Origin of the sequence: Methanohalobium sp., from assembly GCF_018609725.1 — an archaeon.
In the GTDB taxonomy this organism is placed as follows: Archaea; Halobacteriota; Methanosarcinia; order Methanosarcinales; family Methanosarcinaceae; genus Methanohalobium.
Genome location: NZ_JAHENT010000035.1, coordinates 1 through 24,909 on the forward strand (window position 1 = coordinate 1; position 24,909 = coordinate 24,909).

A 24,909-nucleotide genomic window follows, 5' to 3' on the forward strand; every position below is an offset into this window, starting at 1 on the left:
AATGTCTAAACGAGATAACTGCAAACGCAAATCTCAATTTATACCTATAAGTGAAACAAGAGGGTATTGGGAACCAAGTAACAAATGGAAAAGATACGACAAAGCGCTGGAGAAAGCACTACATACCAAACGAGAACAGACAAAGTTGGGTATGTTTACGATAGCAAACTATCTTTGCAGAAACTACGATAAAATCCTAATGGGTGATTATACTCCATCGAAAGAAGTTTCACCGCATAAAAAAGCAAATCGCAGTATCTTAAATCAAACTCTCATCGCAAAATTGCGCGGAACAATTGAATGGGTTTGTGAAAGATCAGGAAAAACATTCAAAAAAGTTGATGAGAAAAATACAACAAAAAAATGCTGTATTTGTGAAGATGTAGAAAAGAAGGATCCAGATGTAAGAACTTTTACCTGTAAAAAATGCGGTCAGACCATTTCAAGAGATATAAACAGCGCTGTAAATATTGCTAAAAAAGAAATGCATTTGTCTGGCACGGACTACAAAGGTAATCTCAAAGAACCTTTGTATATTGCATATTGGAAATACAATAACTCGAAAATAAATATGCAAACGAATTAAACGAGAAAGATGATACTTTCTCACCTAAGTTTACATCATTTTATGTAAATAGGAGTGCGGAAAGCAGGGATTACAACAACGATGCTGATGTAGGTGGACCAAAATTTGCCGATTTTGGTCTGTTTTAAATTATTAATCAAAAATTTAATCTATGTTTGCGGATAATGTTGGCTCGATGGATGATGTTATATCTGTTAAAAATCTTTCCAAATCCATTGGCAACCATCAGGTATTAAAAAATATATGTTTTTCAGTAAAAAAAGGTTCTACAGTAGCCATATACGGACCCAATGGAGCCGGCAAAACAACACTTTTTAAGATATTATCAACACTGTGGACACCAACAGAGGGAAGCGTAGCAATCAACAAGTTTGATGTATCTACCGATTCATCAAACATCAGGAAATCTATAGGTATACTCTCACATGAAACTTTTCTGTACAATGACCTTACTGCAGAAGAGAACCTGTGTTTTTACGGACAGATGTATGGTATAGACAATGATATTCTGGATAAGAGGATAGAATACTTTCTGGAAAAAACAGGTATAACATACAGAGCAACTGATAGGGTAAGTGAATTATCAAGAGGTATGAAACAGCGTCTATCCATCGCAAGAACATTGATACACGAACCGCAAGTCCTTTTTCTGGATGAACCTTATACAGGACTTGACCAGAACGCTGTCAACGTATTTGAAAACATTTTAAAAGAACTTGATAGCAAAAAGACCACCAAATTAATTGTTTCGCATAATATTGAGCAGAGTTTTAAATTGTGTGACAGAGCCATAATTCTGGACAAAGGGAAAATTGTATTTGATGATTTAAAAAAAGACATATCCGATGTTGGCAGTTTTAAACAGACATACAAAAACCTGATAAACAGTTAAACCAACCAATTGAAATCGACCTGATATAAATGATTCAGAGTTTAAGAATTGCACTGAAAGATTTAAAATCTGAATTTCGCACCAAACAAATGCTGAATTCAATGCTTGTTTTTTCATTAATTGTTATTGTTATATTCAGCATATCATTCGGGAATTTGCTCAATAGGTCACAGATAATCGGTCAACTGGCACCGGGCGTTTTATGGATATCATTCACATTTGCAGGAACTCTCGGATTATCAAGGTCATTTGCAGCAGAACTTGAAAACGGTTGCCTCGATGGGTTAAAACTTTGTTCTTTTAACTGGAATTCAATATATATCGGTAAAATGCTGTCCAGTACAATTTTGATGATTACCATCGAATTGATTATAATTCCGTTGTTTATTGTTTTTTTCAATTTCAATATCCAGGGAATTCATGGTCTTTTTATAATTCTTGTTCTTGGAACGATAGGGTATATATCAGTTGGAACTCTTTTATCTGCGCTAACAGTGAATATACGCACAAGAGAAATCCTGCTGCCTGTTTTGCTTCTCCCGTTAATCATACCTATTTTATTACCTGCTGTACTGGCTACCGGTAAATTGTTTTCTGGCGGGAATATAACTGATGTCTTTCAGGAAATACGTTTGCTAATTGTTTATGATATAATATTTTTTGTAATCGCACAGCTTGTATTTGAATATGCAATACAGGATTGATGTAGCCAATCGTTTTATATATTAAATACGAGCCTTATTCATTAAAACAGGTTTAATAGATCGTTTTTTGGGTAGATGAGATATGTTATCATCAGAATCAAAGAAAGTAAATTTACTGGCGGTACTAACCACCATCGCCATTATTGTTGCTACAGGCATGATATTTTTTTATCTCCCGCAAATGACAGGTGGTTCCAGCGAGGTTCTTGGTGAAAGTTTTAAAATATTCTATATCCATCTTCCGATTGCATTTACTTCCTATCTTGCTTTTTTTATTGTATTTGTTGCAGGGATAATGTATCTCAGGAGTTCTAATAAAAAATGGGATATTTTAGCCCGCTCTTCTGCTGAAGTGGGTATTGGGTTTGCTTTTCTGGTAATTGCTACTGGTTCTATCTGGGCAAAAGCGGTATGGGGATGGTACTGGATATGGGAACCCCGACTTACTACATCACTTGTATTACTGCTTGTTTATCTTGCATATTTCATGGTACGCCAGAGTATAGATGAACCTGAAACTCGTGCTCGACTATCATCGATATTTGGTATTGTAGGGTTTGCAGCTGTTCCTTTGAGTTTTCTGTCTGTCCGGTTGTGGCGTTCAGTACATCCTCTCATGTTTGGAGAAAGTATCTATGGAGGTTCAGGTGGTGGTCTTGAAGGACCATCATTGATATTAACTCTTCTTGTCAATTTCATAGCTTTTTTCATGCTTTTTGCAACACTTTTTGTATATAAAATTCAGAATGAAGAGTTAAAAGAACAGGTCAATGATTTAAAACAATCAATGGAATAAACAGTATGGACACATCCCAACTTTTCCAGTGCCTAAAGAAAAATGCTTTAAAAATATCCATACATGATTTAATGAAAGCCAAAGCTTATATTGAGTATAATAACCGCAATTTACCAGAAAAATATCAAAAAGAGTATACTCAAAAACTATTTGGATATATTTTCAATACTTTGGTAGAAATTAAAAATAAAAATTCGGTGGACAGTGTCGAGCATATAGATGAAAATATTTTTAGGGATTTGGTAGAAAAGATAAACCGTTTGAATGAAAATTATAGTTCAGAACAGAAAATATTCAACCGAATAATAAAAATTGTCTCCCTATACCTTGTTTTCATTGCCAAAAAACCGATACATCCTGAAAGTATGATATTTCCGGGTGGTTTCAAAATAACTAAAGAAAGCGGAGTATATTACTGTCCTGTCAAAGACAAACAATCAGGAATTGAATTTGCACTCTGCGATTTTTGTGTATGCAGGGATAAAGAGGAACTTGAAACCTATTAAATACTTTTTTGCCGCACTAACAAAATATTTCCTGTAATATACTTATCAAAAAATATTAAATAATTCCTGTAATTTATGATGAACGGGTGCAGGGATATAGAAAGCCCATGAGTTCACTTATGCTCTTAAAATTAGAACACTCTAAATTAGAAATTTAGAGTTAAACTTAAACTTGGTAAATTGAAAATTTACCAATATCTTTAAACTATAGTTTAAAGAGTCTTTGATTTAAGTTGTTTTAAAGATATCTTTGAACTCCGTTTTAAGAGTGATGAATCACCCCGCCTATATCTGATTAATACTATAATATTTGGTAAATTCGCTAACATTAGATAAAATTTATATGGCTTCAAAACGTATAATCAGCATCAGGTAAATGGGTGGAGTCGATGGTACGTAAGGATGATCAAAACTGCAGGAATTTGAGGTTCAGAATTCATCCCACTCCTGAACAGGAGAAAAAACTGAATGAAACACTGGAGTGCTGCAGACTAATCTGGAACCATCTTCTATCTATCAAAGTAGATTTATACGAAAGATTCGGTCTTTCTGTAAAAAGATCAGAACTAGAAAAACTCCTGAAAAATCTGGATTATCCTATACATTCATCAGTAAGACTGGATGTATTCCAGCGATTGTGTTTTGCTTATGACAAGTTCTTCGATGATTTGGAAAAAGGTAGGCTGAAGAATACAAAACCTAAAAAAGGAATGTTCGTCAAGAGAAAAAATGTTCCATGTGGAAATAATTCATCAGGATTTATCAAATATGATGGAATTCTTCCGAAAGCCCACCCCAAATTCAAGAGTAAAGAAGATTTCAGTAGTTTCAGATATAAACAGCATGGGAACGGATGGCGTCTGGATGGAAACTGGTTGCATCTATCCAAGATAACCAGTAAATCAAATCTCATCAAGATTGACATCGATAATCTGCCAAATGGCGAACTGAAGACCTGCACTCTGAAAAAGGAAGGCAAACAATGGTTTGCCTATCTGACCGTAGAGCTACCGGATAATCCGGTTCCATCTACTCCAGAAAACGCTGTAGGCATCGACCTTGGACTGAAATCTTTTATAACTACATCAGATGATGATTTTGTCGAACCACCGAAATTCCTCAGGAAAGCTGAGAATAGGCTTGCTAAAGAACAGCGAAAATTGTCGAGAATGAAATTCAGATCAAACAACTATAACAAGCAGAAGCAAAAAGTGAACAGGATTCACAGGAAAATCGCCGCTGCAAGAAACCATTTCTCGCATTGCCTGAGCAAATTGTTGGTGGAGAGATACGACCTGATTGTATTTGAGGATTTAAAAATAAAAAATCTTGTCAAGAACAACAAATTGGCTAAATCCATTTCGGATGTTGGCTGGAATAAACTGATCCAGCATGTGACTTATAAAGCTGCTGAAAGAGGTAAAATAGTGGACAAGGTCAATCCTAATTATACTTCTCAGGTCTGCTCTCATTGTGGAACTAAGAAAAAAGAAAAACTGAAACTGGAAGATAGGACATTCTACTGCAGTAATTGTGGTCTGGAAATGGACAGGGACCTCAACGCTTCAGTCAACATACTGACAAAATCATCGTATTATGATCCATCAATGCATACCGTGGGGCTCGCGGGAATGAACGGCTGTGGAGATGGTACCTCTACGACTGGTCTCGATATCAGTTCGCAAGTACCGTCCATGAATCAGCAAATGCTCAACCTCGTCAAAGGTTGAGGCTCTCAAGAGAATTCCACGAGTTTACACTACTCGTGAGAGCAGTCAGATTGGCATGGACGAGTGCTGCAGATACTGGAACATATTTCATAGGTTCTGTGTTACAAAGAACCGGTTCACCGTGGGAATTGGGTGGATTCCCTATTGAAATACTTATAAGCCTACGGTTGTCTGGTTCATAACATGGTTGATCGAAATCAAAGGTGTTCTGAAAGGAATCGAGAGAGCAAACAAATTTTTCATACCAATCATCTGGCTACTTATCATTGTTCTGATAGTCAGAGCACTAACACTTCCCGGAGCACTTAATGGTATAGATTGGTATCTCAAACCTGATTTTGGAGCGATTCTAAACCTTGATGTCTGGCTTGCTGCCTTTGGACAGATATTCTATACACTCAGTCTCGGTATGGCTATAATGGTGGCCTATTCAAGTTATTTACCAAAAAAGAGTGACATAGTCAACAATACATTCATTGTTACACTGGCAAATGCGGCTTTCAGTTTCCTTGTCGGTTTTGCAGTATTTGGAACTCTTGGATACATGGCTCATGCCAAAGGTGTAGGTATTGAAGAAGTAGTTGCGGACAGTATAGGACTTGCATTTATTGTATTCCCTGAAGCCCTGAGTCTGTTACCGGGACTTAAAGTTTTGACAGCGGTAGTATTCTTCATATGTATATCGATTGCAGGTCTGTCTTCATTGATATCTCTTGTTGAAGCGTTCTCTTCATCGTTAATGGACAAATTTGAACTCAGCAGAAAAAAGGCGGTAAACATTACTATCGGTATAGCATTTGCAGGGAGTCTGATTTATGCCACTCGAGGTGGTCTTTACTGGCTGGATATTATAGACCATTTCATCAATGTTTACGGACTGCTGGTTGTTGGTGTGCTTGAAGCAGTGGCAATCGGCTGGATATTTGGTGCGGACAAATTCAGAGAATGGGCAAACAATTACTCTGATATAAAAGCTGGTAAATGGTGGAATTTCAGCATCAAATTCCTTGTTCCAGTAGTTCTGACTATATTGATAATACAGGAAACAATATCAAATTTGCAGGCTCCCTATGGAGGAGACCTGATGGCTGCAGCACTTGGTGTAGTTGTAATGGTGGTTGGTATGATTCTTGCGGCTATATTGACATCGGTTAGAAAGGATGTGGTATAATTGCTGTCAACAGAAAGCATAATAGTGGCTATATTCGGGTTTGCAGTTCTTTACGGAGGACTGTTTTATTTCTTGAGAATAGCAATGAAGAAAAGAAAGATTTAATCCACTCTTTTTTTTTCTTTGTTCACTCAGTTTTGTTGAAATTTTTTATTTCCTGAAGAGCTTTTTGTTCTACCATTTCTTTAAGTTCATATATGCTTATATTAAGCCCATATTGTTTAATGTCCTCAGTGGCAGATTTAAGTTGCTCAAATTCAGCTCTTGCTGAAAGCGGTATACCCTGTTTATTTTTAACAATTTTTGCATCTAAGCATCCTTTCCAGAGAAGTTCACCGTCATTATCGTCAAACGATAAGTTTACTTTTTGTATATCAAAATCAAAAACATAATGTTCAGTTTCAATTTTCCTTATTCCAAGGGTTCCAGTCTCAAGTGCCATAAATTCTGCTACATTTTCCATATTATCTTTTGAAACATCAATGAAGAAAATATATTCCTGGCGACCCTTTTTGGTAAATGAAGGTACTACATGAACATTTTTAGCAGATTTTTTGTATAATTCATCGATTATATATGGAATCTGGTCACATGAAACACTGTCTACATTAGTCATTAGAAGCAACTTTTGTCCTCCTTAAAAAGAAAGATATGGATAATTTATTCCATATCTTTAACAATTCTTACAGCAAGTTCTGCAACTTCTTTTGCTTTGGGTTTTGCTCCCGGTATAGCAGCCGTACATGAGGCTGCAGCTTCTGACTGTTTGGCTGCTTCTTTTGGATCCATAAGGTTCATTGCAGCAGCTACTGCAGACGGTATTGTAATATAAAGGATAGTGTGGCCAGATAGCTGTAATTCAGATATAGGTATAGTGGCAAATGGTAAAACATCCAATAAATCTTGTTTTTGGTTAAATATGGCATCAGGTATAACATTTTGTGCTATTCCTGACAGGTTTATTTTTTTACCATCTACTACAAGTTCCACGTCAGCATCAGTGTCAAATCCGTAGTATTCTTTTACAAACGGAATATCTCGCCGACATCCTCCGGTAAGTTTTGTGATTTTTATTTCAAGTTCATGCCCTGTCATAGAACCAAGCATCTGGGCACAGCTTTTTTCCACAAATTCTTTCCTTTCTTCATCGATTTCGCTGACTACTTCTTTTAGTGATTTGCCAGATTTTAATTCTTCATAAGCCCTGTGAGCGATATTGTGTATAAGGTTAGCACGCATCCCTTCGGTTGCAGTGATTATTATTTCTGTAATTGGACCGCGGCGAACCTGTTCTACCTTTCTTGCGATAGTGTTGGCACCTGTTGCTGCCAGTTCTGGCTCTAACCACTGTGTTTTTTTAATGTCTCTAAGTATATCAGCTGATTTGGATTTATCACCATTGTTTGATATGAGAGATCGTAATGAAATGACTAAATCAGCTGTTATGTGTCCCAGTGGCGGCATTATAGGCCCACCTGAGAAACCGGATACTCCCTCTTCAAAAGCTGAGAGCATTTCTTCAAAAGACATCATACCTATTACAGATGGAGCACCGATATCTTTCAGTATAACTCCAAGGTCACCCACAAGTTGTGCAGTATCATATTCTTCACCAGTACCCCTAATATGAAGTTTTTCAGGTAATCCGGCAACTTTGGCGGCATGTTTTCCTGCAAGATTTGCACTTTTTACTTTAAAAGCCTCTCCATATTCTTCTCCTAGACCGGCATCAGGGTGTACTATTTCAAGTGTTGAAGCCACACCTATTATGGCTGATATAATACCGTTTGGAGCCATTCCAGCACCTGCTTGAGCATCCATCATTGCTTTTGTGCTGATTTCAGCTCCTCTGGATGATATTTCCGGATAGCTTATATCTTCACCGAGATGACTGTGACCATAGAGTGGTCCGCCAGCAACTCCAAGTGGAAGTTTTCTGCCATCTACTTTGGTCAGGTTGCCTTCTTTAAAACATCATTTACCTGCAACTGACCGGTATTTTCATCAGTCAGCATGATGTTTACTCCGCGAAGTACTTCAGTAGTTATAGCGTTTGCTGCGCTCATGGCTGCAATGTTGGTCATTCCATGACTTTTTGTCAGCGCTTCAATTCTATCGTTTGTGATATTGTTTATATTGGATATAGCAGCTAGTGATGCAGCATAGGCTTCTTTCTCCAAAATATTCTCCCCCTTTATTATTAATGTATTGACAGTTGTAACAACTGTAATAGGTTATGTTTTTATTTCTTATATAATTAATTCGATTTATCCACCAGTACCCTTGTTGAGTTGTATAAAAAGAAATATAAATTTACAGATAATCAGATTCAACCATGTTACTTGAACCTATTAATATATCACAACTTGAAATTCCGAACCGTTTTGTCCGTTCTGCAACTCATGAATGGCTTGCAGAAAACAACGGAAAACCGACTTATAAGCTTGCAGAGATGTACGAAGAACTTGCCAGAAATGAAGTCGGACTTATAATTACTGGTTATTCATATGTAAACCCCAGAGGTAAAAGTGCAAATAATCAACAGGGGATTTATACTGACGATTTTATTGAACCCTACAGTCAAGTAGTATCAAGGGTTCACAGGTACAATAGCAAAATAATGCTCCAGATAGTACATGGTGGTCGACAGTCACTGGTCTCTAAAGACTATCCTGCTCTTGCACCATCTGCGGTGACCGATGAAGCGACCGGTATAACACCAGTTGAGATGAGTGAATCACAAATTCTTCAAACTATAGAAGATTTTGCCAATGCTGCAAGACGTGCAAAAGCCGCAGGTTTTGACGGTGTTCAACTGCACTGTGCACACGGGTTTTTGTTGAGTAACTTCATATCTCCCTATACCAATCGAAGAACCGATAAGTGGGGTGGTTCTGTTGAAAACAGGACAAAGATTATTACCGAAATCATCAAACGTATCCGTGGTATGACCTTAGATATGGATTATCCAATAACTGTAAAACTTAACAGCACCGATGGATTTGGTTCTGATTCTGACAAACCGGGTCTTGACATAAACGATACCATCCAGATTGCAAAAATACTGCAACAAAACGGTGTTAACGCTATAGAAGTAAGTGGCGGAATATTTGAAACACATCTGATGTCACAGCAAAATATCGATTCAGTGGAAAAAGAAGCCTATTTCAAGAAAAATGCAAAATTGATTAAAAACGCTGTAGATATACCGGTAATCCTTGTCGGAGGAGTAAGGTCTAAATACATTATGGAAAAAATAATTAGTGCAGATAATGCGGACATGATATCATTGAGCCGCCCGTTCATCTGTGAACCTGACCTTGTAGCAAAAATAAAAGAGGGTATTAGTGAAGAATCCCAGTGTGTATCCTGTAATCTCTGTTTCGATTCCACAGGAATAAAGTGCAATTATTTTAAAAAGAGTGAAACATCAACCTCGAGTTTAAATTAAAACAACATGAGACTGGACGTATATCTTGTTGAAAATGGCTATTTTACATCCAGAGGACGCTCCAAAACTGCAATTGCCAGTGGGAAGGTGAAAATCGATGGCAGGATTGTTAAAAAAGCGTCCAAGGATGTAAAACCAGAAAATAAAGTGGAAGTTGAAGAGGGATTTGATAGACCTCAGGGGTATTTTAAACTCCAGTTTATACAGGAAAAAACAGGAATAATCAGTAAAAACGATTATGTACTGGATATTGGTTCAAGTGCAGGTGGATTTCTTCTATACGCATCAGAAATCGCAGCACATATAAATGGAATAGAATTCAGCCGTTATTTTGAATCAGAACTGGGAAAAATATCATCAGAATATGGCAATGTATCCTTTGTAATCGATGATATATTCACTGTTACCATGGATAAATTGTCCAGTAGAAAAGTTGATGTTATTCTTAGTGATTTAACTCTTGAACCAATGGATTCTGTTCAAATACTTGAAAGGGTACTGCCACTGTTAAAACAGAATGGAAAATTATTACAGGTGACAAAAACAAAAGATATCAATACAAGAGCCATTATACTTGAAAAATTAAAGAAAATGGGTTTAACAATAATTGATGTTCTGGAACCTGAAAAGCAGGAAATCTATATAATTGCTCAAAAGTCTGGTTATTGATTATAATGTCTGTAAATATCTATGGTAGTGGAGCTCCCGTACGTCTTTTTGTTGCAGGATTGCACGGTGATGAATGGAAAGATACATCCGACATTTTATACAATCTAAAAACACCCAGACATGGTACACTGATAACCATTCCTGTAGTAAACAGTGGTGAATATGTATCAACCCTTGATGAAAACTATTATAAAAACCAGGGTAAATTAATAATCGACACTGTTATAAAATATCAACCAAGCATCTATGTGGAATTGCATTCCTACTCCGGTGAAAACATAATATATCTGACAGATAAAAACCGACTTAAAAATACTGGAGTACCTGCATACAGTAAACTTGATAATAATGTTTTACTCGGTTCAGTAGCTCCCTATATCAGGCGTAACTATTTTTCCAAAAAGGCACTGTGCCTATCATTTGAAATCAAAAAATCCGATGAAAAATCAAAACAATTTGCCGCTAAATTGGCTGATATAGTAAAAGAATGCGATTCAAGGGATGAATTTATACTATTTTTAAAACAGATATATCCAGAACAAGCAGAAAAAGCAATTGAAAATTATAAAAAATTTTATGGTTTGTAACACTGTTACAAACCAGTTCTTAAATATCACCTGCGACCTGGCATTTGGGGAGGTGTCATCCCTTCATATGTGTTTACATTGTGTTCAGGTTTGACTTCTGGAGTGGATTCTTTCTGTGACCGCAGTACATCATCAATGCGAAGTACCATTACTGATGCTTCTGATGCGGACTTGATGGCCTGTGTTTTAACTCTGAGCGGGTCTACAATATTATTTTCATACATGTCAATGACTTCACCGCTATTCAGGTTAAATCCGGCGTTTTTAATATTGCTGTGTTTTGTACGAAGTTCCAGAAGGGAATCTATTGAATCATAACCTGCATTGGTTGCAAGGGATTTGGGGATTGCTTCTACAGCATCTGCAAAAGCAGAAATAGCAAGTTGCTGACGTCCTCCTATAGATACAGCATAATCACGTAATCCAAGAGCAACCTCGATTTCGGAAGAACCTCCACCGGGTACTATTTTTCCATCTTCTACAACTGATTTTATAACCTTGAGTGCATCATCAATGGCACGTTCAATATTATCAGTAACGTGTTCTGTACCGCCGTGAATAGTAATTGTCACTGTTTTGTACGGACAGTCCTTGATGTAAGTCTTTGCATCATCAAATTCGCCTACCTGTTCCAGCAGTCCGGCAGTACCCAAATCAGTATCTTCCAGTTCATTTACATCCTGCACAATATGGGCACCTGTCGCCTGAGATAGGCTTTTCATTTCTGAATTACCTACTCTGCGTGCAGCATAGATTCCTTTGTCCTGAAGGTAGTGTACTGCTCTGTCGTCAAGACCCTTGGAACAGAACAAAACGTTTGCTCCGCTTGCTATGACAGATTCTGCCATCTTCTTGAGTTGAGCTTCTTCTCTTTCTGTATATGCTGACATTTCATCAGGTGAATTAATTTCTACTTTTGAATCAATCTGGGTCTTTTCGACTTCAATAGGTGCATCCACAAGAGCAATTTTTGCATCCTGTATCTTTTTTGGCATACTTGGGTGTAGTTTGCCCTTATTTAATGCAATACCCTTGATAAGCTCTGTATCACTGGCTTTTCCGCCAACTTCCTGATTGATTAGTATGTTATCTTCAATATTTACTTCACCATTGTCTTCGATTGCTGTGACAGCATCAACACAGATTTTTGGAAGGTAGTCACCATAGGATTCAGATGCTTTTCCTGTTATAGAGGTCTTGGCGATTTTTTCCAGTATTATTCTATCTCCATTGTCTGTGTCTATTGCAAAGTTTTCAAGGATTTCCTGTGCTTTATTTGCTGCCATCTTGTATCCTTTTGCAATAATTGTTGGATGAACACCTTTGTGAACCAGTTCTTCTGCTTTATCCATTAGTTCACCGGTCATTACAACGGCACTCGTAGTTCCATCTCCTGCAATATCGTCCTGGGTGCTTGCAACTTCAACAATAAGTTTTGCAGTAGGATGTTCAATATCCATTTCATCAAGGATGGTAGCACCATCATTTGTAAGAATTATATCTCCTACACCGTTTACAAGCATCTTGTCCATTCCTTTAGGACCAAGTGTTGACCGTACTACATTGGCAACAGCCTTTGCAGCATTAATATTCATTGATAAAGCGTCTCTACCCGATGTTCTTTGTTTGCTGGGGTCTAAGTACATCGGTTGACCATATTGTTGTCCTGCCATTGATTTTATCCTCCTGTGATAAATTTAATAACGATTATATAATCCTCAGTATAAATCTATGTATAAAAACTACTGTTATGGGTTCTATAAAAATATTGTGAAATAATACGATACAACCAAGAGGTAAAACAAAAAACTTTAATTTATAAATTATCAAAACAACTATACATGCTTAATTTTATAGGACTTGGACTCTATGATGAAAAAGATATATCGGTAAAAGGACTGGAAACCATTAAAAATGCAGATAAAGTGTACCTTGAGTTTTATACATCACACCTTTTTGGAACAGATATAAAAAAAATGGAACAATTCTACGGGAAAAAAATACATGTTCTCAAAAGGGAAGATGTAGAACAACATCCAGACTGGATTGATGAGGCAAAAGAGAAGAATATAGTATTTCTTACCGGTGGCGATTCCATGGTCGCCACAACTCATGTTGACCTGAGAATCCGTGCAATTGATAAAGGTATCTGGACATCAGTAATACATGGTGCTTCAATTGCCTCTGCTGTATGTGGACTTACAGGACTACAGAATTATCGTTTCAGTAAATCCACAACAATTCCTTTTCCTTATACCACAGGCAGAGGTAAAACAATTGTTTCTGAAGTACCTTATGACACGATAAAATCAAATTTTGAGCAGGGTTTACATACACTGGTTTATCTGGATATAGATATGGATAAGGGCTACATGTCTATTAATAAGGGACTTGAAATATTACAGGGAATAGATAAAAAACGCAGAAAGAATTTTATAAATGACAAAATTGCTGTAGGTGTAGCAAGAGCAGGGTCTGATAATCCTGTAATAAAGGCGGATTATATCAGTTCATTAATTGATTTTGAATTTGGTTCACCGCTACATATACTTGCAATTCCCGGTCCATTGCACTTTATAGAGGCAGAGGCACTGGTTAAACTGGCAGATGGTCCTGAACAAATTCTGGATTGAACCTGAAAAACTATATAACACTTAATTAATATAAACCTACAAAAATATTATTCTAAAGAGAGCAAACATGTCACGCGGTTCAGTAGGTGTTATATTTGGAGAAACCGGGACACTTGAATTCAAGTTCCTGGTATCAGAAAGTACTCCTGTTCACAGAGGAGAGTATGTAAAAGCTTGGCACGAATCCGATGGCTGGATTCTTGCACAGGTGATATTGATAAAGCGATACAGCGAAAAATATACACTCAAAGAGGCGAAAAACGGTTTAAGGAAAGACAAAAGCGGAGATAATATCGTAGCTGAAGCAACTGTTATAGGCAACAGGGACAGTTCTGGACTGCTCCGCGCACCTACAATACCTTTCAGTCCGGGAGACCCGATATACAAGGCTGATGATGAATTGATAAACAGTGTACTAGGATTATCCGGAAAAAAGGATATGAATATCGGATTGCTGGAAGGCACAAACATCCCTGTAAATTTAAGTGTCAACAGCCTTGTCCAGCGGCACTGTAGTATACTTGCAAAAACTGGTAGTGGTAAGTCCTATACTGCAGGTGTAGTTCTGGAAGAACTACTGGACAACAATGTTCCGCTTCTTATAATAGACCCACATAGTGAATATGCATCACTCAAAGACCCAGGGTCTGAAAAACAGGAAGACCTCGACAAGTATAATATTTCTCCAAAAGGATATGGTTCCGATATAACTATTTATACACCGGCAAACAAAGCAATAAATCCGGTGGCTGATGAAGCGTTCAGGTTGAACGGGAACAACCTTACGGTAAAGGAATTGACATCTATCTTTCCAGAGAGTTATACCAGTACACATGTTGGTATCCTTTATGAAGCCGTACAGAAACTCAGGTCAGAGATGGATACTTATACCATTGATGATATTATTTTTGAAGTTGGTAATGATAAAAGCAAGGCAAAGTGGAACGTTATAAACTTACTTGAGAGTGTACGTGATTCTGAAATACTTTCAACCACCCCGACACCAATCGAAGACCTACTCCAAAAGGGGAAAGCATCAGTTATTGATTTAAAAGGTGTATCTCCAGATCTTCAGCGCATGATTGTTGCTGAATTATGCAGTTCCTTGTTTGAAGCCAGAAAAATGGACAATGTACCACCCGGTATGCTGGTTATAGAAGAAGCACACAACTTTGCTCCTGAAAAAGGATTTAGCAAATCACCAAGTTCTGAAGTACTCAGAAATATAGCTTCTGAAGGGCGTAAATTCGGTCTCGGTATGATGGTTATATCCCAGAGACCTGCACGTGTGGATAAAAACGTGTTATCTCAGTGTGGGACACAGATTATCATGAAAGTGACAAATCCCAACGACCTCAAATCCATAAGTAAAGGTCTTGAAGGTGTTAATTCCTATGTTGAGGATGAATTGATACGACTCCCTCAGGGTGTTTCCATGCTTGTCAGCACCGACATAGAAAAACCTGTACTTGTGGATATAAGGGTTCGAAAATCACAGCATGGCGGTAAATCTGTTAATGTTTTGAAAGGAAAACAAAAGAAACAAAAGTCAAAGGAAACCAAACAAAAACAAAGTCCTCCTCCAAAGAAAACCCCTTCTGAACCTTCACAACCATCTGCAGATACTGGTGGCACATCTGCACCAAAACAATCTGAAACACCAGAACAAAATTCAGAGGATAAAGGCGGATTGTTCAAGAAAATCTTTGGTGCAAACAAATGATTCATGGAGGTTATTTTTGGTAGCTAATTTGAATGAAAAAGTAGATAGGTATCAGAGGCTACTCGAAAAAGCACTCGAAAAAGCAGAATTCATTCCGATTGAAAACTCACATATGTATACAGTTGCCAGTGATTTTTATACGATGGCAAAAGCATACTATGAGGACGGTATGCATTTTATCAAAATGAATGACCCTGTTAATGCACTGGCGTGTTTTAGCTATGGGCATGCATGGCTTGATGCTGGTGCAAAACTTGGTGTTTTCATAGTTGATGATGAAAAACTGTTTACCATATAAATCATTAAAAAGCCGGTAATTATAATAGTTATCAAAAATTTAATAAACCGACTAGTTAATAGGAAATTTGAACTATAAAATCAACAGGACTATAATCCACAAACGAGATGTAGGGAGAGGAGAAGAAGAATGCCAAATTATCATGTAACACTTGAAGCCGCTTGGTTGGTGAGAGATGTAAAAACAGCCGATGATGCAATCGGTGTAGCAATATCCGAAGCAGGGAAACGATTAAATCCAAAACTGGATTTTGTAGAGGTTGATGTAGGTACTACGTCTTGCCCTGCATGTGAAGAATCTTTCAGTAGCGTTTTTTTAGCTGCTGACACTGCAATCGTTGGTCTCATTCTTGATATGAAAGTATTTGATGCTGAAAGTGAAGAGCATGCATCAAGAATTGCCAAGTCTGTAATTGGTCGTACATTGCGTGATGTTCCTTTGAAGGTTATCGAGGTAGAAGAATTTGAATAAATTCAAGGGGATTTGACCTGATGGATAAAGCAATATCAATCGTGGGTCATACAGCTCTTGACTACCTGTTCAATGTAGAAAAAATAGCAGGACCTAATGAGTCCTTTCCTATACTTGATTATGCTATATCTTATGGGGGAGGTGCTGCAAATATTGCAGCTACAATTGCAACTCTTGGTGGAAAATGTCAGTTAATGTCTGGAATTGGTAATGACTTTAAAAGCAGTGGATATGAAGAGTATCTGACATCAACAGGTGTGGATTTATCCAACCTTTACAGAATGGAAGATGAAAAAAGTACAAAAGCATTTGTATTTACTGATAAGGACCACAACCAGTGTACCTATTTTCATTGGGGGCCATCAGCACGTTTAAAAGAGACAGATCCCCCATCACTTGATTTTGTTCATCTTGCTACATCTGAACCTGTATTTAATTCTAAAGTGGCTCAAAAGGCTGGATTTGTATCCTTTGATCCTGGTCAGGATTTGGTAACCTATACCTCTGAAATTCTTGAGACAATCCTTTACAATACCAATATCATGTTTGCAAACAAACATGAAATCAGAAGGGTATGTAACATGATAAACCAGCCTTTTGATAAACTTAAAGATATGCTTGATGTTGTTGTAGTAACCTACGATGCGGAAGGTAGTAGAATCTATACAGATGATATTGATTACTGGATTCCTGCGATACCTGTTAATGCAGTAGATCCAACAGGTGCTGGTGATGGGTATCGTGCAGGATTTTTACTAGCATATATCCAAGGATATTCGCTTGACAATTGTGGAAAAATAGGTTCAACTGTGGCATCATTTATAGTAGAAAAATCTGGTTGCCAGACAAATCTACCTGGCTGGAACGATGTTGAAAAACGGTGCAAATACTATTATGATTTAAATCTTTCAGATTAACCCTTTTTCTTTTAATCCATAAATATTTTATTTAAGTAAATAGGTATATTTAATACAGTCTTAAATATAATTATATCCCGAAGGTAGCAGTGATGGAGAACCCTATACAAACTCTGGTCTCTAAATTAAAATCCGGGCAAAAGAAACAATTTGTTTTGCCAGATTATGACCCTGAAATGCATGGTCATCTGGTTGATTATGAAGTTTCTGAGGATTATACAGAAATTGAAAGGTACTGGATAGACCAGCCCTATGTATTTGTCAGTATTGTTAAAGACCGCTGGATGAAATACTACAATATTGTAGAACCATCGCTTTATGAATATGAGAAATACCTGCTGGAGAAAGTATATGATGATTTGCAGGATATTCTTGTACTTGAAAATACTGATTTAGATAAGGATAAAGAAACCATCCTTATAGACAAAGCTCTTTCCCTTCTTTATCGTTATCATAAAACAATAGATATAACATCTATATACAAAATAACCTACTTTTTAAGGAGAAAATTTCTCGGATATGAAAGTATTCATCCCCTAATGCTTGATCCTTACATAGAAGACATATCATGTGACGGTGTTAATGTACCTGTTTATCTCTATCATATAAAATATCACAATATAATGACAAACATATCCTTTAGTGAAGAGCGATTAAATTCTTTTGTTATTAAACTCTGTCAGAAAAGCGGGAAGCAGATATCTATGGGAGAACCGCTTGTCGATGCTACAATGAGTGATGGTTCCAGACTTCAGGCGACTCTTGGTAAAGAGGTTACAACCCGGGGAAGTTCTTTCAGTATACGAAGATTTAGAAGTAATCCACTAACACCTATTGACCTTATAAGTTTTAACACCTCCAGTCTGGAAATAATGGCGTATTTCTGGCTGGTAATTGAAAATGGAAAAAATGCCATATTTGCAGGGGGCACTGCTTCTGGTAAAACTTCGATGCTTAATGCAGTATCATTATTCATACCACCTCTTACCAAAATAATATCTATTGAAGATACCCGTGAGTTAATGTTGCATCATGATAACTGGATTGCAGGTGTTACAAGAAAATCATTTACTAAAGATGGTACTTCTGAAATATCGATGTATGACCTTTTAAAGGCTGCTATGAGACAAAGACCAGAATACATTCTTGTGGGCGAAGTACGGGGTAAGGAAGCACTTACACTGTTTCAGGCGATGTCAACAGGTCATACTACCTATTCTACCATGCATGCTGGTGATGCACAGACAGTGGTGAACCGGCTGGAAAATGATCCAATAAATGTACCACGTGTTATGCTAAGATCAATTGATATCCTTTCAATCCAGAAGCAGACCTATGTTAATGAAAACAGAGTAAGAAGAACTCAGAGTATAGTTGAATTTACCGGTATTGACCCCAAGACAGGAGAAATCCGGATTAATGAACTTTATCGATGGGACCCTGTAAACGATAATTTCTACAGTACAATGAATTCTCAGGCCCTTAACCATATCATGCAGGTTAGAGGATGGAGTAAAGAAGGTATGTATAATGAGATCGAAAACAGGAAAAAAATACTTGATTATATGCGTGTTAACAACATGAGAGATTATATCAGCGTGTCCCTTGTTGTTCATGCCTATTCAACAAACCCAGAAGTTGTCATGGAGAGTATTGAAAACAATAATCTGGAATGGGTAATATCCAACAACATAGACAGTGATATAAAATGAATATTGTAGAGGTAACAGCCTATAGAATATTTGGCAATCTGGTTGATAAAAAAGTCAATAAAAATAAATATATTGACGTTAAGCACCAGTTGCGTCAGGCTGTTATACCTGTTCCAGTTGCGCAATATGTATCACTTGCATATTTTTATTCACTCATAATTGGTTTGGTAATCAGTTTTATAGGATTTTATGTAAGTCTTGTAGTTTTTTCAAATACAGGAGCTTTATTTGTATTTAAAGATTTGTTGCCAAATTGGACTGAAACGTATGCTTTAGAATTAATGGCTTGTGTACAGGGTATTTTAATATTTTTAATTGGCTTTTATACAACCTATTTTGTTTATCTTTCCATACCATCATTAAAAGTAAATATTCGTAAAACATCCATAGACCAGTCATTAATCCATGTAACTACTTACCTTTATGCAATGACTCGGGGAGGGGGATTGTCACTTTTTGATGTTTTCAAATCTCTTAGTAATCATAAACATATCTATGGTACAGCTGCTGAGGAGTTTTGGTACATTGTAAGAGATATGGAATATTTCGGACATGATATAATAACTGCTCTTCAGAATGCAAAATTAAGGTCTCCTTCACAAAATTTTAGAGAGCTTATAGACGGGTTAATTTCGATTTTGTCCAGTGGTGGGGATATAACTGCTTATTTGAAAAATAAAACCGAACAGTACCGTTCAGTGGCAAAAACCGAACAGCAGACATTTTTGGAAACACTTGGTATACTGGCTGAATCCTATGTATCTGTTTTTGTCGTAGCACCCCTCTTTCTGATGACAATCCTTGTAGTTCTTGGACTCCTTAACCCTTCCTCAATTATTATCATGTATTTGTTGATATATATCGCAGTTCCTTTCGGTACAATGGTATTTCTTATACTGCTTGATACCATAACATCAGACCAGCAAAAATTACCCGAAACCTATGTTACAGAAAAAAGCCTGAACGTTTTTGATGATGTACATGTTAAATCCTCCAAAATGGATGAAGAATTTATAAAAAAAATCGAATTTCAAAAGCGGATTAAAAAAATCAAAGATGGTCTGAAACATCCGATACATCTCATGCGCGGTAGACCTTCATATGCTTTTGTGGTAAGTATCCCTGTTGCCCTGTTTTATTTTTTAAATAACATAATTGGTAGGTATAAGTTCGATTTTAATATAGAACAGGTCAAATTATCTACTTTTTATATTGGTTTTGCTACATATATTGATGATTATATCTTTTATTCTGTACTGATTATGTTTGTACCTTTTATCGTGTTCCATGAGTTAAGGACTAAAAGAATCAGTCAGATAGAGGAACAGATTCCTGAATTTTTCAAAAAACTGGCAAGTATTAATGAAGCGGGAATTATGTTGATGGATGCCATATCAATGACCGCTCAATCCAAAGTGGGTATTATACACACAGAAATAGGTAAAATGAAAGAAGATATAAATTGGGGAACAAACCTTACACAGGCATTAAAAAAATTTGAATACCGTGTTCGTACGGATTTGACCCGGAGAATAGTGACTACTATTATAAAGGCAAGCGAATCCACAAATGATGTTACAAGTGTTTTAAACATTGCGGCAAACGATGCTGAAGTCCAGAAACAGATGAAAAATCAGCGCTCTACTGAAATGTATGTTTATGTTTTTATTATCTATATGGCGTTTTTTGTGTATCTTTTTATTGTGTATATCCTTACTGTGCATTTCCTTCCTTCCATGCCATCGACAATGGGTGATTCAGTTGCAGGAATGACGATGGTTAATAGTATAAATATTGAAGAATATGAGATGCTTTTCTTCCATGCTTCCATGATTCAGGGATTTTGTTCAGGACTTGTAGCAGGTCAGATGGGAAACGCAAGTGTCAATTCAGGTCTAAAGCACTCAATTATAATGATTGTCTCTTCTTATGTATTATTTGCACTATTAATTTAATCGGAGAATGATATGAAAATGCAAAAAAATCTAAAGCCTTTATTTGAAAACTCGGATGCAGTTACCGAAGTTGTAGGTGAAATATTGATGACAGCGATTGTTGTTCTTGCTTTTTCTGTATTGTCCATTTTTGCATTTTCATATCTTGATATTACCGAAAAACCTCATGTTGATGTGGACGGCTGGGTAAATGTTGAATCAGATGTTATAAACCTCAGGCACAGCGGTGGTGAAGTTGTTGATACAAAAGATATGAAGATTATCATAAGCCTTAACAACAGTACAAGGAAGGAAATCGTCTCTGATGGTATTGGTTCAATCTACAATAAAAACACATGGCGATTGGGAGATGTAATATCTATCAACACTTCAAGTAAATGGAATGAAGATATTAAACAAAACGATTATGTGGAATCCACCATTGTACATACAAAATCAAATATTGTGATTGAGAATGGTGTTTTGCTTGGTGAAGATATTGCAGAAGGGTATAATGGAGAACCAATAGATCCTCCTGAAGGGAGAGAATCCGCATATTATATTGAATATGTTGTTGATAGTGTTGGAATTGAAAGCGGGAATAATAGATTATATTTTAATTTTAGTATTATTAATGGGGAAAAAGTGGAAATAATTGACACAAATACAAGTATTAAATCTAATCATATAAAAGTAAACGGTAATAATATTAATGAAGTAGAAAGCGTCAATGTCAGTGGAGACAACAATGGGATTACGATACAATCAAGTGGAAATATATTTGCAAATGACTATTATTATGTCGATGATAAAGATGAATCTGACATATCAGTAACGTTTTCTTTTGATGATGGAAGTAAAAAACATTTCTACTTCAAAGGAGAGTGAGGCAAATCCGACATGAAGTCCTTAACAAATTCAGACACTGCAATTTCCACAGTTGTTTCAGCGGTATTGATACTTGGGCTTATTGTTACTGTAGCTACTATTATAAACGTCAGTTACATACCCGAGTGGAAAACAGATACAGAATATTCTCATATGACAGATGTACTCAATGACATGTTGGATTTGAAATCCAGTATCGACCTTCTATCTACTGTTGACAGCCAGAATACAACCATGAGTGTGCCTGTGAAGATGGGTGGAGGAGAGATTCCAATTGTAGCACCCGGAAAATCCAGTGGTACGCTTGCAGTAAACGATTATAATTATTATCTTACTGTTAAAGCTAATAATAGTTCTGGAGAAGTGTACAATAGCAGTAATTATTTAGGTTCTATCAGTTACCGCTCAAATAACAACTATTACGTTGACAAGGTTTTTGGATACGAAAATGGAGCATTGATTGTTGCACAGGATAACAGGTCGATTATGAAACTGTCCCCTCAAATCACTCTTCAGAATAAAGGTAACATAAGTCTAGTTATAAACGCTGTAAGTATTAAAGGGGATACAAACACCATTAGCAGCAATAATATAGAAGAAGTACAGCTAACATCAAAATCAAGTTTTTCACATACATTATACCAAGATAGTAATTTAAAACAGGTTTCTGTAATAGTCAGTTCCGCTTATCCGGGTGCATGGGAACAGTATTTTAATACCACTGCAAAATCAGAAGGACTAACATATAATATTGATTATAAATTAAAAAATACAAACAGGAATACTGTCAATTTTACAGTCTTAAAAGATCCTATAGACCTGACAGTAACAAAGGATTCATTTATAGCAAGACTTACGCCTCTTTTAAATACACGATAAATCAGGCTATAGGGGCTCAACTTTTTAATAGGATTATTACATTCATTAACAATAGGGGGATTAAAATTGAATAAAGAAGTCATGCTCTATGACAAACTTGACGATAACAAAGTACAATGTAAAATTTGCAGCCACCGGTGCACAATAGCACCCGGTAAAAAAGGGTTTTGTCAGGTAAGGGAAAACCAAAACGGAACACTTTATGCCCTGAATTATAATGTTGTATCCAGTGAAGCTATTGACCCGATTGAAAAAAAGCCATTATATCATTTTTATCCAGGGTCGTTATCTTACTCACTCGGTACAATAGGGTGCAATTTCAGGTGCAAACACTGTCAAAACTGGGTAATTTCCCAATGTGAACTAGATACATCCCAAACTATCGAAATAACACCTGAACAGGCAATTGATCGTGCATTAAATTATAACGCAGACAGCATATCATGGACCTACAATGAACCAGCTATCTGGTTTGAATACACCTATGATTCTGCAAAACTTGCCAAAGAAAATGGTATATCCACTGTCTATGTAACAAACGGCTATATCACACCTGAAGCATTGAAAATGATATCACCATACCTTGATGCTTACAGTGTAGATATAAAGGCTTTTAACGAAGAATTTTATAAAGACATTGCAAGTGCAAAACTCCAGCCTGTTCTGGAATCTACAAAACTTGCTAAAGAACTTGGAATGCATGTAGAGGTAACCTATCTGGTTATACCAGAACTTAATGATACACGCGAAGAAATCCAGCAGTTTTCAAAATGGGTTGTTGATAATGTGGGTGTTGATACTCCGGTTCATTTTTCGCGATTCCAGCCTCTTTATAAAATGAAGGATTACCAGCCCACACCAATCGAAACTCTTGATATGGCATCTAATACGGCAATTGAAGAAGGTATAAAATACGTGTATCTTGGAAACGTTATGCATAGACGGGTTAATACATTCTGTCCAAATTGTGGAAAGATGTTAATTAAACGGGGTATGGGTGTAGAACAGTATAATATAAACAATAACAACGAATGCCTGTATTGTGGAGAAAACATTCCAGTGGTTGCCGGTTTTCTCTAACAATACATTTTTTTAAACACATTAGAAAAAACTGAAAGAGCAAAAGATTTAAGTTAGAGTAATACATTAGGAGTGTTCGCAACACGATAGGCGTACTGAAAACACAAAGAGCCGCCATAACTTAGCTGGTAGAGTGCTCGGCTGTTAACCGAGTTGTCACAGGTTCGAGTCCTGTTGGCGGCGTCATTACTCTATTTTACAGGGCCCATAGCTTAGTCTGGTTAAAGCGCTCGGCTCATAACCGCGTGACCACCGGTTCGAATCCGGTTGGGCCCATTTGGTTGATTTTTGACAAATAACTCTTATATATGGGGATGTAGGATTACTAAATCAAACAATTATATATTAAGTTAAAAAATATAGGAGATTTCTGATGAAACAAAAACTTATAGCTATATTTCTGGCGTTCATCATGGTTGGTTCGGTTATTCCCTACCTTTTCAGTGGCTCCAGCCAACCGGAGGGAAACAATCCAGCAGATCAGACCAACGCACCGGGGTTTGAATCGGTATCTGGAAAACACGTAGACCATAAATTTAATTCTATAGATGATGCAATGGAAATGACACCTGAGGGGGTAATGTCAGCACAGTACTTTGATATTTCAAAAATAAGAGGAACACCCATTGAAAACTTGATCAATCTAAATAGAACTGCTCCACAGGGTATGTATAATGCAAACATCACAAAGACCTACTCTGCAAGTTATAATGATTCCCAGTTCCAGTTACATACATTCACACCAGAAATTGTTGCTTTCCAGTACACATCAAATTCATACGACGGTTATCAGCTTCTGGGTCGTGGTAAAGGGATGTTTAATGTAATAGGAAACCCGACAATACTTGGTAGTGAAGAAAAGGTTAAGGATGTTATCGATGTACTCTCAACAAACTCTGAAAATACTGACAAATTCGATAGGATTATAAGTTATAGCAATCCTGATGCAGAGATACAAGTAGTACAGGATATACCCAATGATTTTGCTGACCAGTATTATCTGGGAATCAATAAACTCAGAAATAACAATTACCAGCGCAACATTGTTTATCTGAACCCTTCTAACAGTACTATGGATAATATATCCCAGCTTGAAGCAAATAGTACAGAACGTGGAGTGGAATTTAATACTACTACAGAGGGTGATATTACAAAAGTAATGGTTGAAGGTAATTTAATGAGTGTTATAAGTGAACCACAACCACATTCCAGTATGAATAACACCAATCAAACCCAGCCATGATTATGGCGTAAAATATTTAACTAAAAGCCACAATTCATA

At 36.7% G+C, this 24,909-nt stretch carries 27 protein-coding genes and 2 tRNA genes; 25 read left to right on the top strand and 4 right to left on the bottom strand.

Features of this window, described 5'->3' with window-relative positions; translation table 11 throughout:
- From QZ276_RS01870 to QZ276_RS11525, 9 genes are all read left to right on the top strand, one after another.
- The coding region (locus QZ276_RS01870) for a transposase (RefSeq protein WP_292484772.1) at positions 1-586 on the top strand (586 nt) is incomplete at its 5' end.
- Between the two features lie 151 nt (positions 587-737).
- On the top strand, positions 738-1,478 hold the full coding sequence (locus QZ276_RS01875) for an ABC transporter ATP-binding protein (RefSeq protein WP_292484774.1): 741 nt from the start codon (positions 738-740) through the stop codon (positions 1,476-1,478).
- Positions 1,479-1,507: 29 nt separating this feature from the next.
- Positions 1,508-2,182, top strand: a complete 675-nt coding sequence (locus QZ276_RS01880) for a heme exporter protein CcmB (protein WP_292484776.1) — start codon at positions 1,508-1,510, stop codon at positions 2,180-2,182.
- Positions 2,183-2,264: 82 nt separating this feature from the next.
- Entirely contained in the window at positions 2,265-2,978 is a 714-nt protein-coding gene (locus QZ276_RS01885) for a cytochrome c biogenesis protein (protein ID WP_013194847.1), read from the top strand.
- Between the two features lie 5 nt (positions 2,979-2,983).
- Positions 2,984-3,484, top strand: a complete 501-nt coding sequence (locus QZ276_RS01890; protein ID WP_292484780.1) for a DUF2115 domain-containing protein — start codon at positions 2,984-2,986, stop codon at positions 3,482-3,484.
- A gap of 389 nt (positions 3,485-3,873) precedes the next feature.
- Positions 3,874-5,214 (top strand): transposase, encoded by a 1,341-nt coding sequence (locus QZ276_RS01895; RefSeq protein ID WP_292484782.1) that lies wholly within the window; start codon positions 3,874-3,876, stop codon positions 5,212-5,214.
- Positions 5,215-5,264: 50 nt separating this feature from the next.
- A complete protein-coding gene (locus QZ276_RS01900) occupies positions 5,265-5,396 on the top strand; it encodes a hypothetical protein (RefSeq protein WP_292484784.1) in 132 nt (43 codons plus the stop codon).
- Positions 5,397-5,401: 5 nt separating this feature from the next.
- On the top strand, positions 5,402-6,385 hold the full coding sequence (locus QZ276_RS01905; RefSeq protein WP_292484786.1) for a sodium-dependent transporter: 984 nt from the start codon (positions 5,402-5,404) through the stop codon (positions 6,383-6,385).
- Positions 6,386-6,490, top strand: coding sequence for a MetS family NSS transporter small subunit (locus tag QZ276_RS11525; protein WP_157197313.1), 105 nt, complete (start codon positions 6,386-6,388; stop codon positions 6,488-6,490).
- 22 nt (positions 6,491-6,512) lie between these two features.
- Here the strand turns inward: QZ276_RS11525 and larC are convergent, their stop codons facing one another.
- The 3 genes from larC to QZ276_RS01920 all read right to left on the bottom strand — a co-directional run bounded on the left by larC (position 6,513) and on the right by QZ276_RS01920 (position 8,565).
- Complete coding sequence (gene larC, locus QZ276_RS01910) at positions 6,513-7,001, bottom strand: nickel insertion protein (RefSeq protein ID WP_292484787.1); 489 nt, start codon at positions 6,999-7,001, stop codon at positions 6,513-6,515.
- A 44-nt stretch (positions 7,002-7,045) separates the two neighbouring features.
- Positions 7,046-8,209, bottom strand: coding sequence for a hypothetical protein (locus tag QZ276_RS01915; RefSeq protein ID WP_292484789.1), 1,164 nt, complete (start codon positions 8,207-8,209; stop codon positions 7,046-7,048).
- A 128-nt stretch (positions 8,210-8,337) separates the two neighbouring features.
- Positions 8,338-8,565, bottom strand: a complete 228-nt coding sequence (locus tag QZ276_RS01920) for a hypothetical protein (protein WP_292484791.1) — start codon at positions 8,563-8,565, stop codon at positions 8,338-8,340.
- Between the two features lie 155 nt (positions 8,566-8,720).
- Between QZ276_RS01920 and QZ276_RS01925 the strand changes: the two genes are divergently transcribed.
- Genes QZ276_RS01925 through QZ276_RS01935 form a run of 3 tightly spaced genes read left to right on the top strand, consistent with a single transcriptional unit; the run spans position 8,721 to position 11,092 of the window.
- Positions 8,721-9,836: an NADH:flavin oxidoreductase gene (locus QZ276_RS01925; RefSeq protein ID WP_292484793.1), complete on the top strand. Its 1,116-nt coding sequence runs from the start codon at positions 8,721-8,723 to the stop codon at positions 9,834-9,836.
- 6 nt (positions 9,837-9,842) lie between these two features.
- Positions 9,843-10,505: a S4 domain-containing protein gene (locus QZ276_RS01930; protein ID WP_292484795.1), complete on the top strand. Its 663-nt coding sequence runs from the start codon at positions 9,843-9,845 to the stop codon at positions 10,503-10,505.
- A 5-nt stretch (positions 10,506-10,510) separates the two neighbouring features.
- Positions 10,511-11,092 carry a DUF2119 domain-containing protein gene (locus QZ276_RS01935; RefSeq protein WP_292484797.1) on the top strand — a complete coding sequence of 194 codons (582 nt, stop codon included), beginning with the start codon at positions 10,511-10,513 and terminating at the stop codon, positions 11,090-11,092.
- A gap of 26 nt (positions 11,093-11,118) precedes the next feature.
- Here QZ276_RS01935 and thsA read toward each other — a convergent pair whose 3' ends face one another.
- Complete coding sequence (thsA, locus tag QZ276_RS01940) at positions 11,119-12,765, bottom strand: thermosome subunit alpha (RefSeq protein ID WP_292484799.1); 1,647 nt, start codon at positions 12,763-12,765, stop codon at positions 11,119-11,121.
- A 168-nt stretch (positions 12,766-12,933) separates the two neighbouring features.
- Between thsA and dph5 the strand changes: the two genes are divergently transcribed.
- The 13 genes from dph5 (at position 12,934) to QZ276_RS02005 (ending at position 24,870) form a co-directional block, all read left to right on the top strand.
- Complete coding sequence (gene dph5 / locus QZ276_RS01945; RefSeq protein WP_292484801.1) at positions 12,934-13,725, top strand: diphthine synthase; 792 nt, start codon at positions 12,934-12,936, stop codon at positions 13,723-13,725.
- A 67-nt stretch (positions 13,726-13,792) separates the two neighbouring features.
- On the top strand, positions 13,793-15,448 hold the full coding sequence (locus tag QZ276_RS01950) for an ATP-binding protein (protein WP_292484803.1): 1,656 nt from the start codon (positions 13,793-13,795) through the stop codon (positions 15,446-15,448).
- 16 nt (positions 15,449-15,464) lie between these two features.
- The gene (locus QZ276_RS01955; RefSeq protein WP_292484805.1) at positions 15,465-15,746 is read left to right on the top strand and encodes a DUF357 domain-containing protein; all 282 of its coding nucleotides are present in this window, start codon (positions 15,465-15,467) and stop codon (positions 15,744-15,746) included.
- A 129-nt stretch (positions 15,747-15,875) separates the two neighbouring features.
- Complete coding sequence (locus tag QZ276_RS01960) at positions 15,876-16,217, top strand: DUF555 domain-containing protein (RefSeq protein WP_013194835.1); 342 nt, start codon at positions 15,876-15,878, stop codon at positions 16,215-16,217.
- A gap of 20 nt (positions 16,218-16,237) precedes the next feature.
- Complete coding sequence (locus QZ276_RS01965) at positions 16,238-17,134, top strand: carbohydrate kinase family protein (protein WP_292484807.1); 897 nt, start codon at positions 16,238-16,240, stop codon at positions 17,132-17,134.
- A gap of 92 nt (positions 17,135-17,226) precedes the next feature.
- Complete coding sequence (locus QZ276_RS01970; RefSeq protein ID WP_292484809.1) at positions 17,227-18,846, top strand: type II/IV secretion system ATPase subunit; 1,620 nt, start codon at positions 17,227-17,229, stop codon at positions 18,844-18,846.
- Complete coding sequence (locus tag QZ276_RS01975) at positions 18,843-20,801, top strand: type II secretion system F family protein (RefSeq protein ID WP_292484811.1); 1,959 nt, start codon at positions 18,843-18,845, stop codon at positions 20,799-20,801. Before QZ276_RS01970 ends, QZ276_RS01975 begins: the two co-directional genes overlap by 4 nt.
- A 12-nt stretch (positions 20,802-20,813) precedes the next feature.
- Positions 20,814-21,668 carry a type IV pilin N-terminal domain-containing protein gene (locus tag QZ276_RS01980; protein WP_292484813.1) on the top strand — a complete coding sequence of 285 codons (855 nt, stop codon included), beginning with the start codon at positions 20,814-20,816 and terminating at the stop codon, positions 21,666-21,668.
- A 12-nt stretch (positions 21,669-21,680) separates the two neighbouring features.
- Positions 21,681-22,547 carry a hypothetical protein gene (locus QZ276_RS01985; RefSeq protein WP_292484816.1) on the top strand — a complete coding sequence of 289 codons (867 nt, stop codon included), beginning with the start codon at positions 21,681-21,683 and terminating at the stop codon, positions 22,545-22,547.
- A gap of 66 nt (positions 22,548-22,613) precedes the next feature.
- The gene (amrS, locus tag QZ276_RS01990) at positions 22,614-23,627 is read left to right on the top strand and encodes an AmmeMemoRadiSam system radical SAM enzyme (RefSeq protein ID WP_292484818.1); all 1,014 of its coding nucleotides are present in this window, start codon (positions 22,614-22,616) and stop codon (positions 23,625-23,627) included.
- A 110-nt stretch (positions 23,628-23,737) separates the two neighbouring features.
- Positions 23,738-23,810 (top strand) — tRNA-Asn (locus tag QZ276_RS01995).
- Positions 23,811-23,828: 18 nt separating this feature from the next.
- Positions 23,829-23,903 (top strand) — tRNA-Ile (locus tag QZ276_RS02000).
- A 97-nt stretch (positions 23,904-24,000) separates the two neighbouring features.
- Entirely contained in the window at positions 24,001-24,870 is an 870-nt protein-coding gene (locus tag QZ276_RS02005) for a surface glycoprotein (protein ID WP_292484820.1), read from the top strand.
- Positions 24,871-24,909: the final 39 nt, after the last annotated feature.

Excerpts from the sequence above, each read along its gene's own strand:
- QZ276_RS01890 (WP_292484780.1), top strand. The coding sequence starts at position 2,984 with ATGGACACATCCCAACTTTTCCAGTGCCTAAAGAAAAATGCTTTAAAA.
- larC (WP_292484787.1), bottom strand. The coding sequence starts at position 7,001 with ATGACTAATGTAGACAGTGTTTCATGTGACCAGATTCCATATATAATC.
- QZ276_RS01965 (WP_292484807.1), top strand. The coding sequence starts at position 16,238 with ATGGATAAAGCAATATCAATCGTGGGTCATACAGCTCTTGACTACCTG.
- QZ276_RS01915 (WP_292484789.1), bottom strand. The coding sequence starts at position 8,209 with ATGATGGATGCTCAAGCAGGTGCTGGAATGGCTCCAAACGGTATTATA.
- QZ276_RS01895 (WP_292484782.1), top strand. The coding sequence starts at position 3,874 with ATGGTACGTAAGGATGATCAAAACTGCAGGAATTTGAGGTTCAGAATT.
- thsA (WP_292484799.1), bottom strand. The coding sequence starts at position 12,765 with ATGGCAGGACAACAATATGGTCAACCGATGTACTTAGACCCCAGCAAA.
- QZ276_RS01950 (WP_292484803.1), top strand. The coding sequence starts at position 13,793 with ATGTCACGCGGTTCAGTAGGTGTTATATTTGGAGAAACCGGGACACTT.
- QZ276_RS01975 (WP_292484811.1), top strand. The coding sequence starts at position 18,843 with ATGAATATTGTAGAGGTAACAGCCTATAGAATATTTGGCAATCTGGTT.
- QZ276_RS01925 (WP_292484793.1), top strand. The coding sequence starts at position 8,721 with ATGTTACTTGAACCTATTAATATATCACAACTTGAAATTCCGAACCGT.
- QZ276_RS02005 (WP_292484820.1), top strand. The coding sequence starts at position 24,001 with ATGAAACAAAAACTTATAGCTATATTTCTGGCGTTCATCATGGTTGGT.
- QZ276_RS01935 (WP_292484797.1), top strand. The coding sequence starts at position 10,511 with ATGTCTGTAAATATCTATGGTAGTGGAGCTCCCGTACGTCTTTTTGTT.
- QZ276_RS01980 (WP_292484813.1), top strand. The coding sequence starts at position 20,814 with ATGAAAATGCAAAAAAATCTAAAGCCTTTATTTGAAAACTCGGATGCA.
- QZ276_RS01885 (WP_013194847.1), top strand. The coding sequence starts at position 2,265 with ATGTTATCATCAGAATCAAAGAAAGTAAATTTACTGGCGGTACTAACC.
- QZ276_RS01960 (WP_013194835.1), top strand. The coding sequence starts at position 15,876 with ATGCCAAATTATCATGTAACACTTGAAGCCGCTTGGTTGGTGAGAGAT.
- QZ276_RS01985 (WP_292484816.1), top strand. The coding sequence starts at position 21,681 with ATGAAGTCCTTAACAAATTCAGACACTGCAATTTCCACAGTTGTTTCA.
- QZ276_RS01880 (WP_292484776.1), top strand. The coding sequence starts at position 1,508 with ATGATTCAGAGTTTAAGAATTGCACTGAAAGATTTAAAATCTGAATTT.
- QZ276_RS01930 (WP_292484795.1), top strand. The coding sequence starts at position 9,843 with ATGAGACTGGACGTATATCTTGTTGAAAATGGCTATTTTACATCCAGA.
- QZ276_RS01875 (WP_292484774.1), top strand. The coding sequence starts at position 738 with ATGTTTGCGGATAATGTTGGCTCGATGGATGATGTTATATCTGTTAAA.
- QZ276_RS01970 (WP_292484809.1), top strand. The coding sequence starts at position 17,227 with ATGGAGAACCCTATACAAACTCTGGTCTCTAAATTAAAATCCGGGCAA.
- dph5 (WP_292484801.1), top strand. The coding sequence starts at position 12,934 with ATGCTTAATTTTATAGGACTTGGACTCTATGATGAAAAAGATATATCG.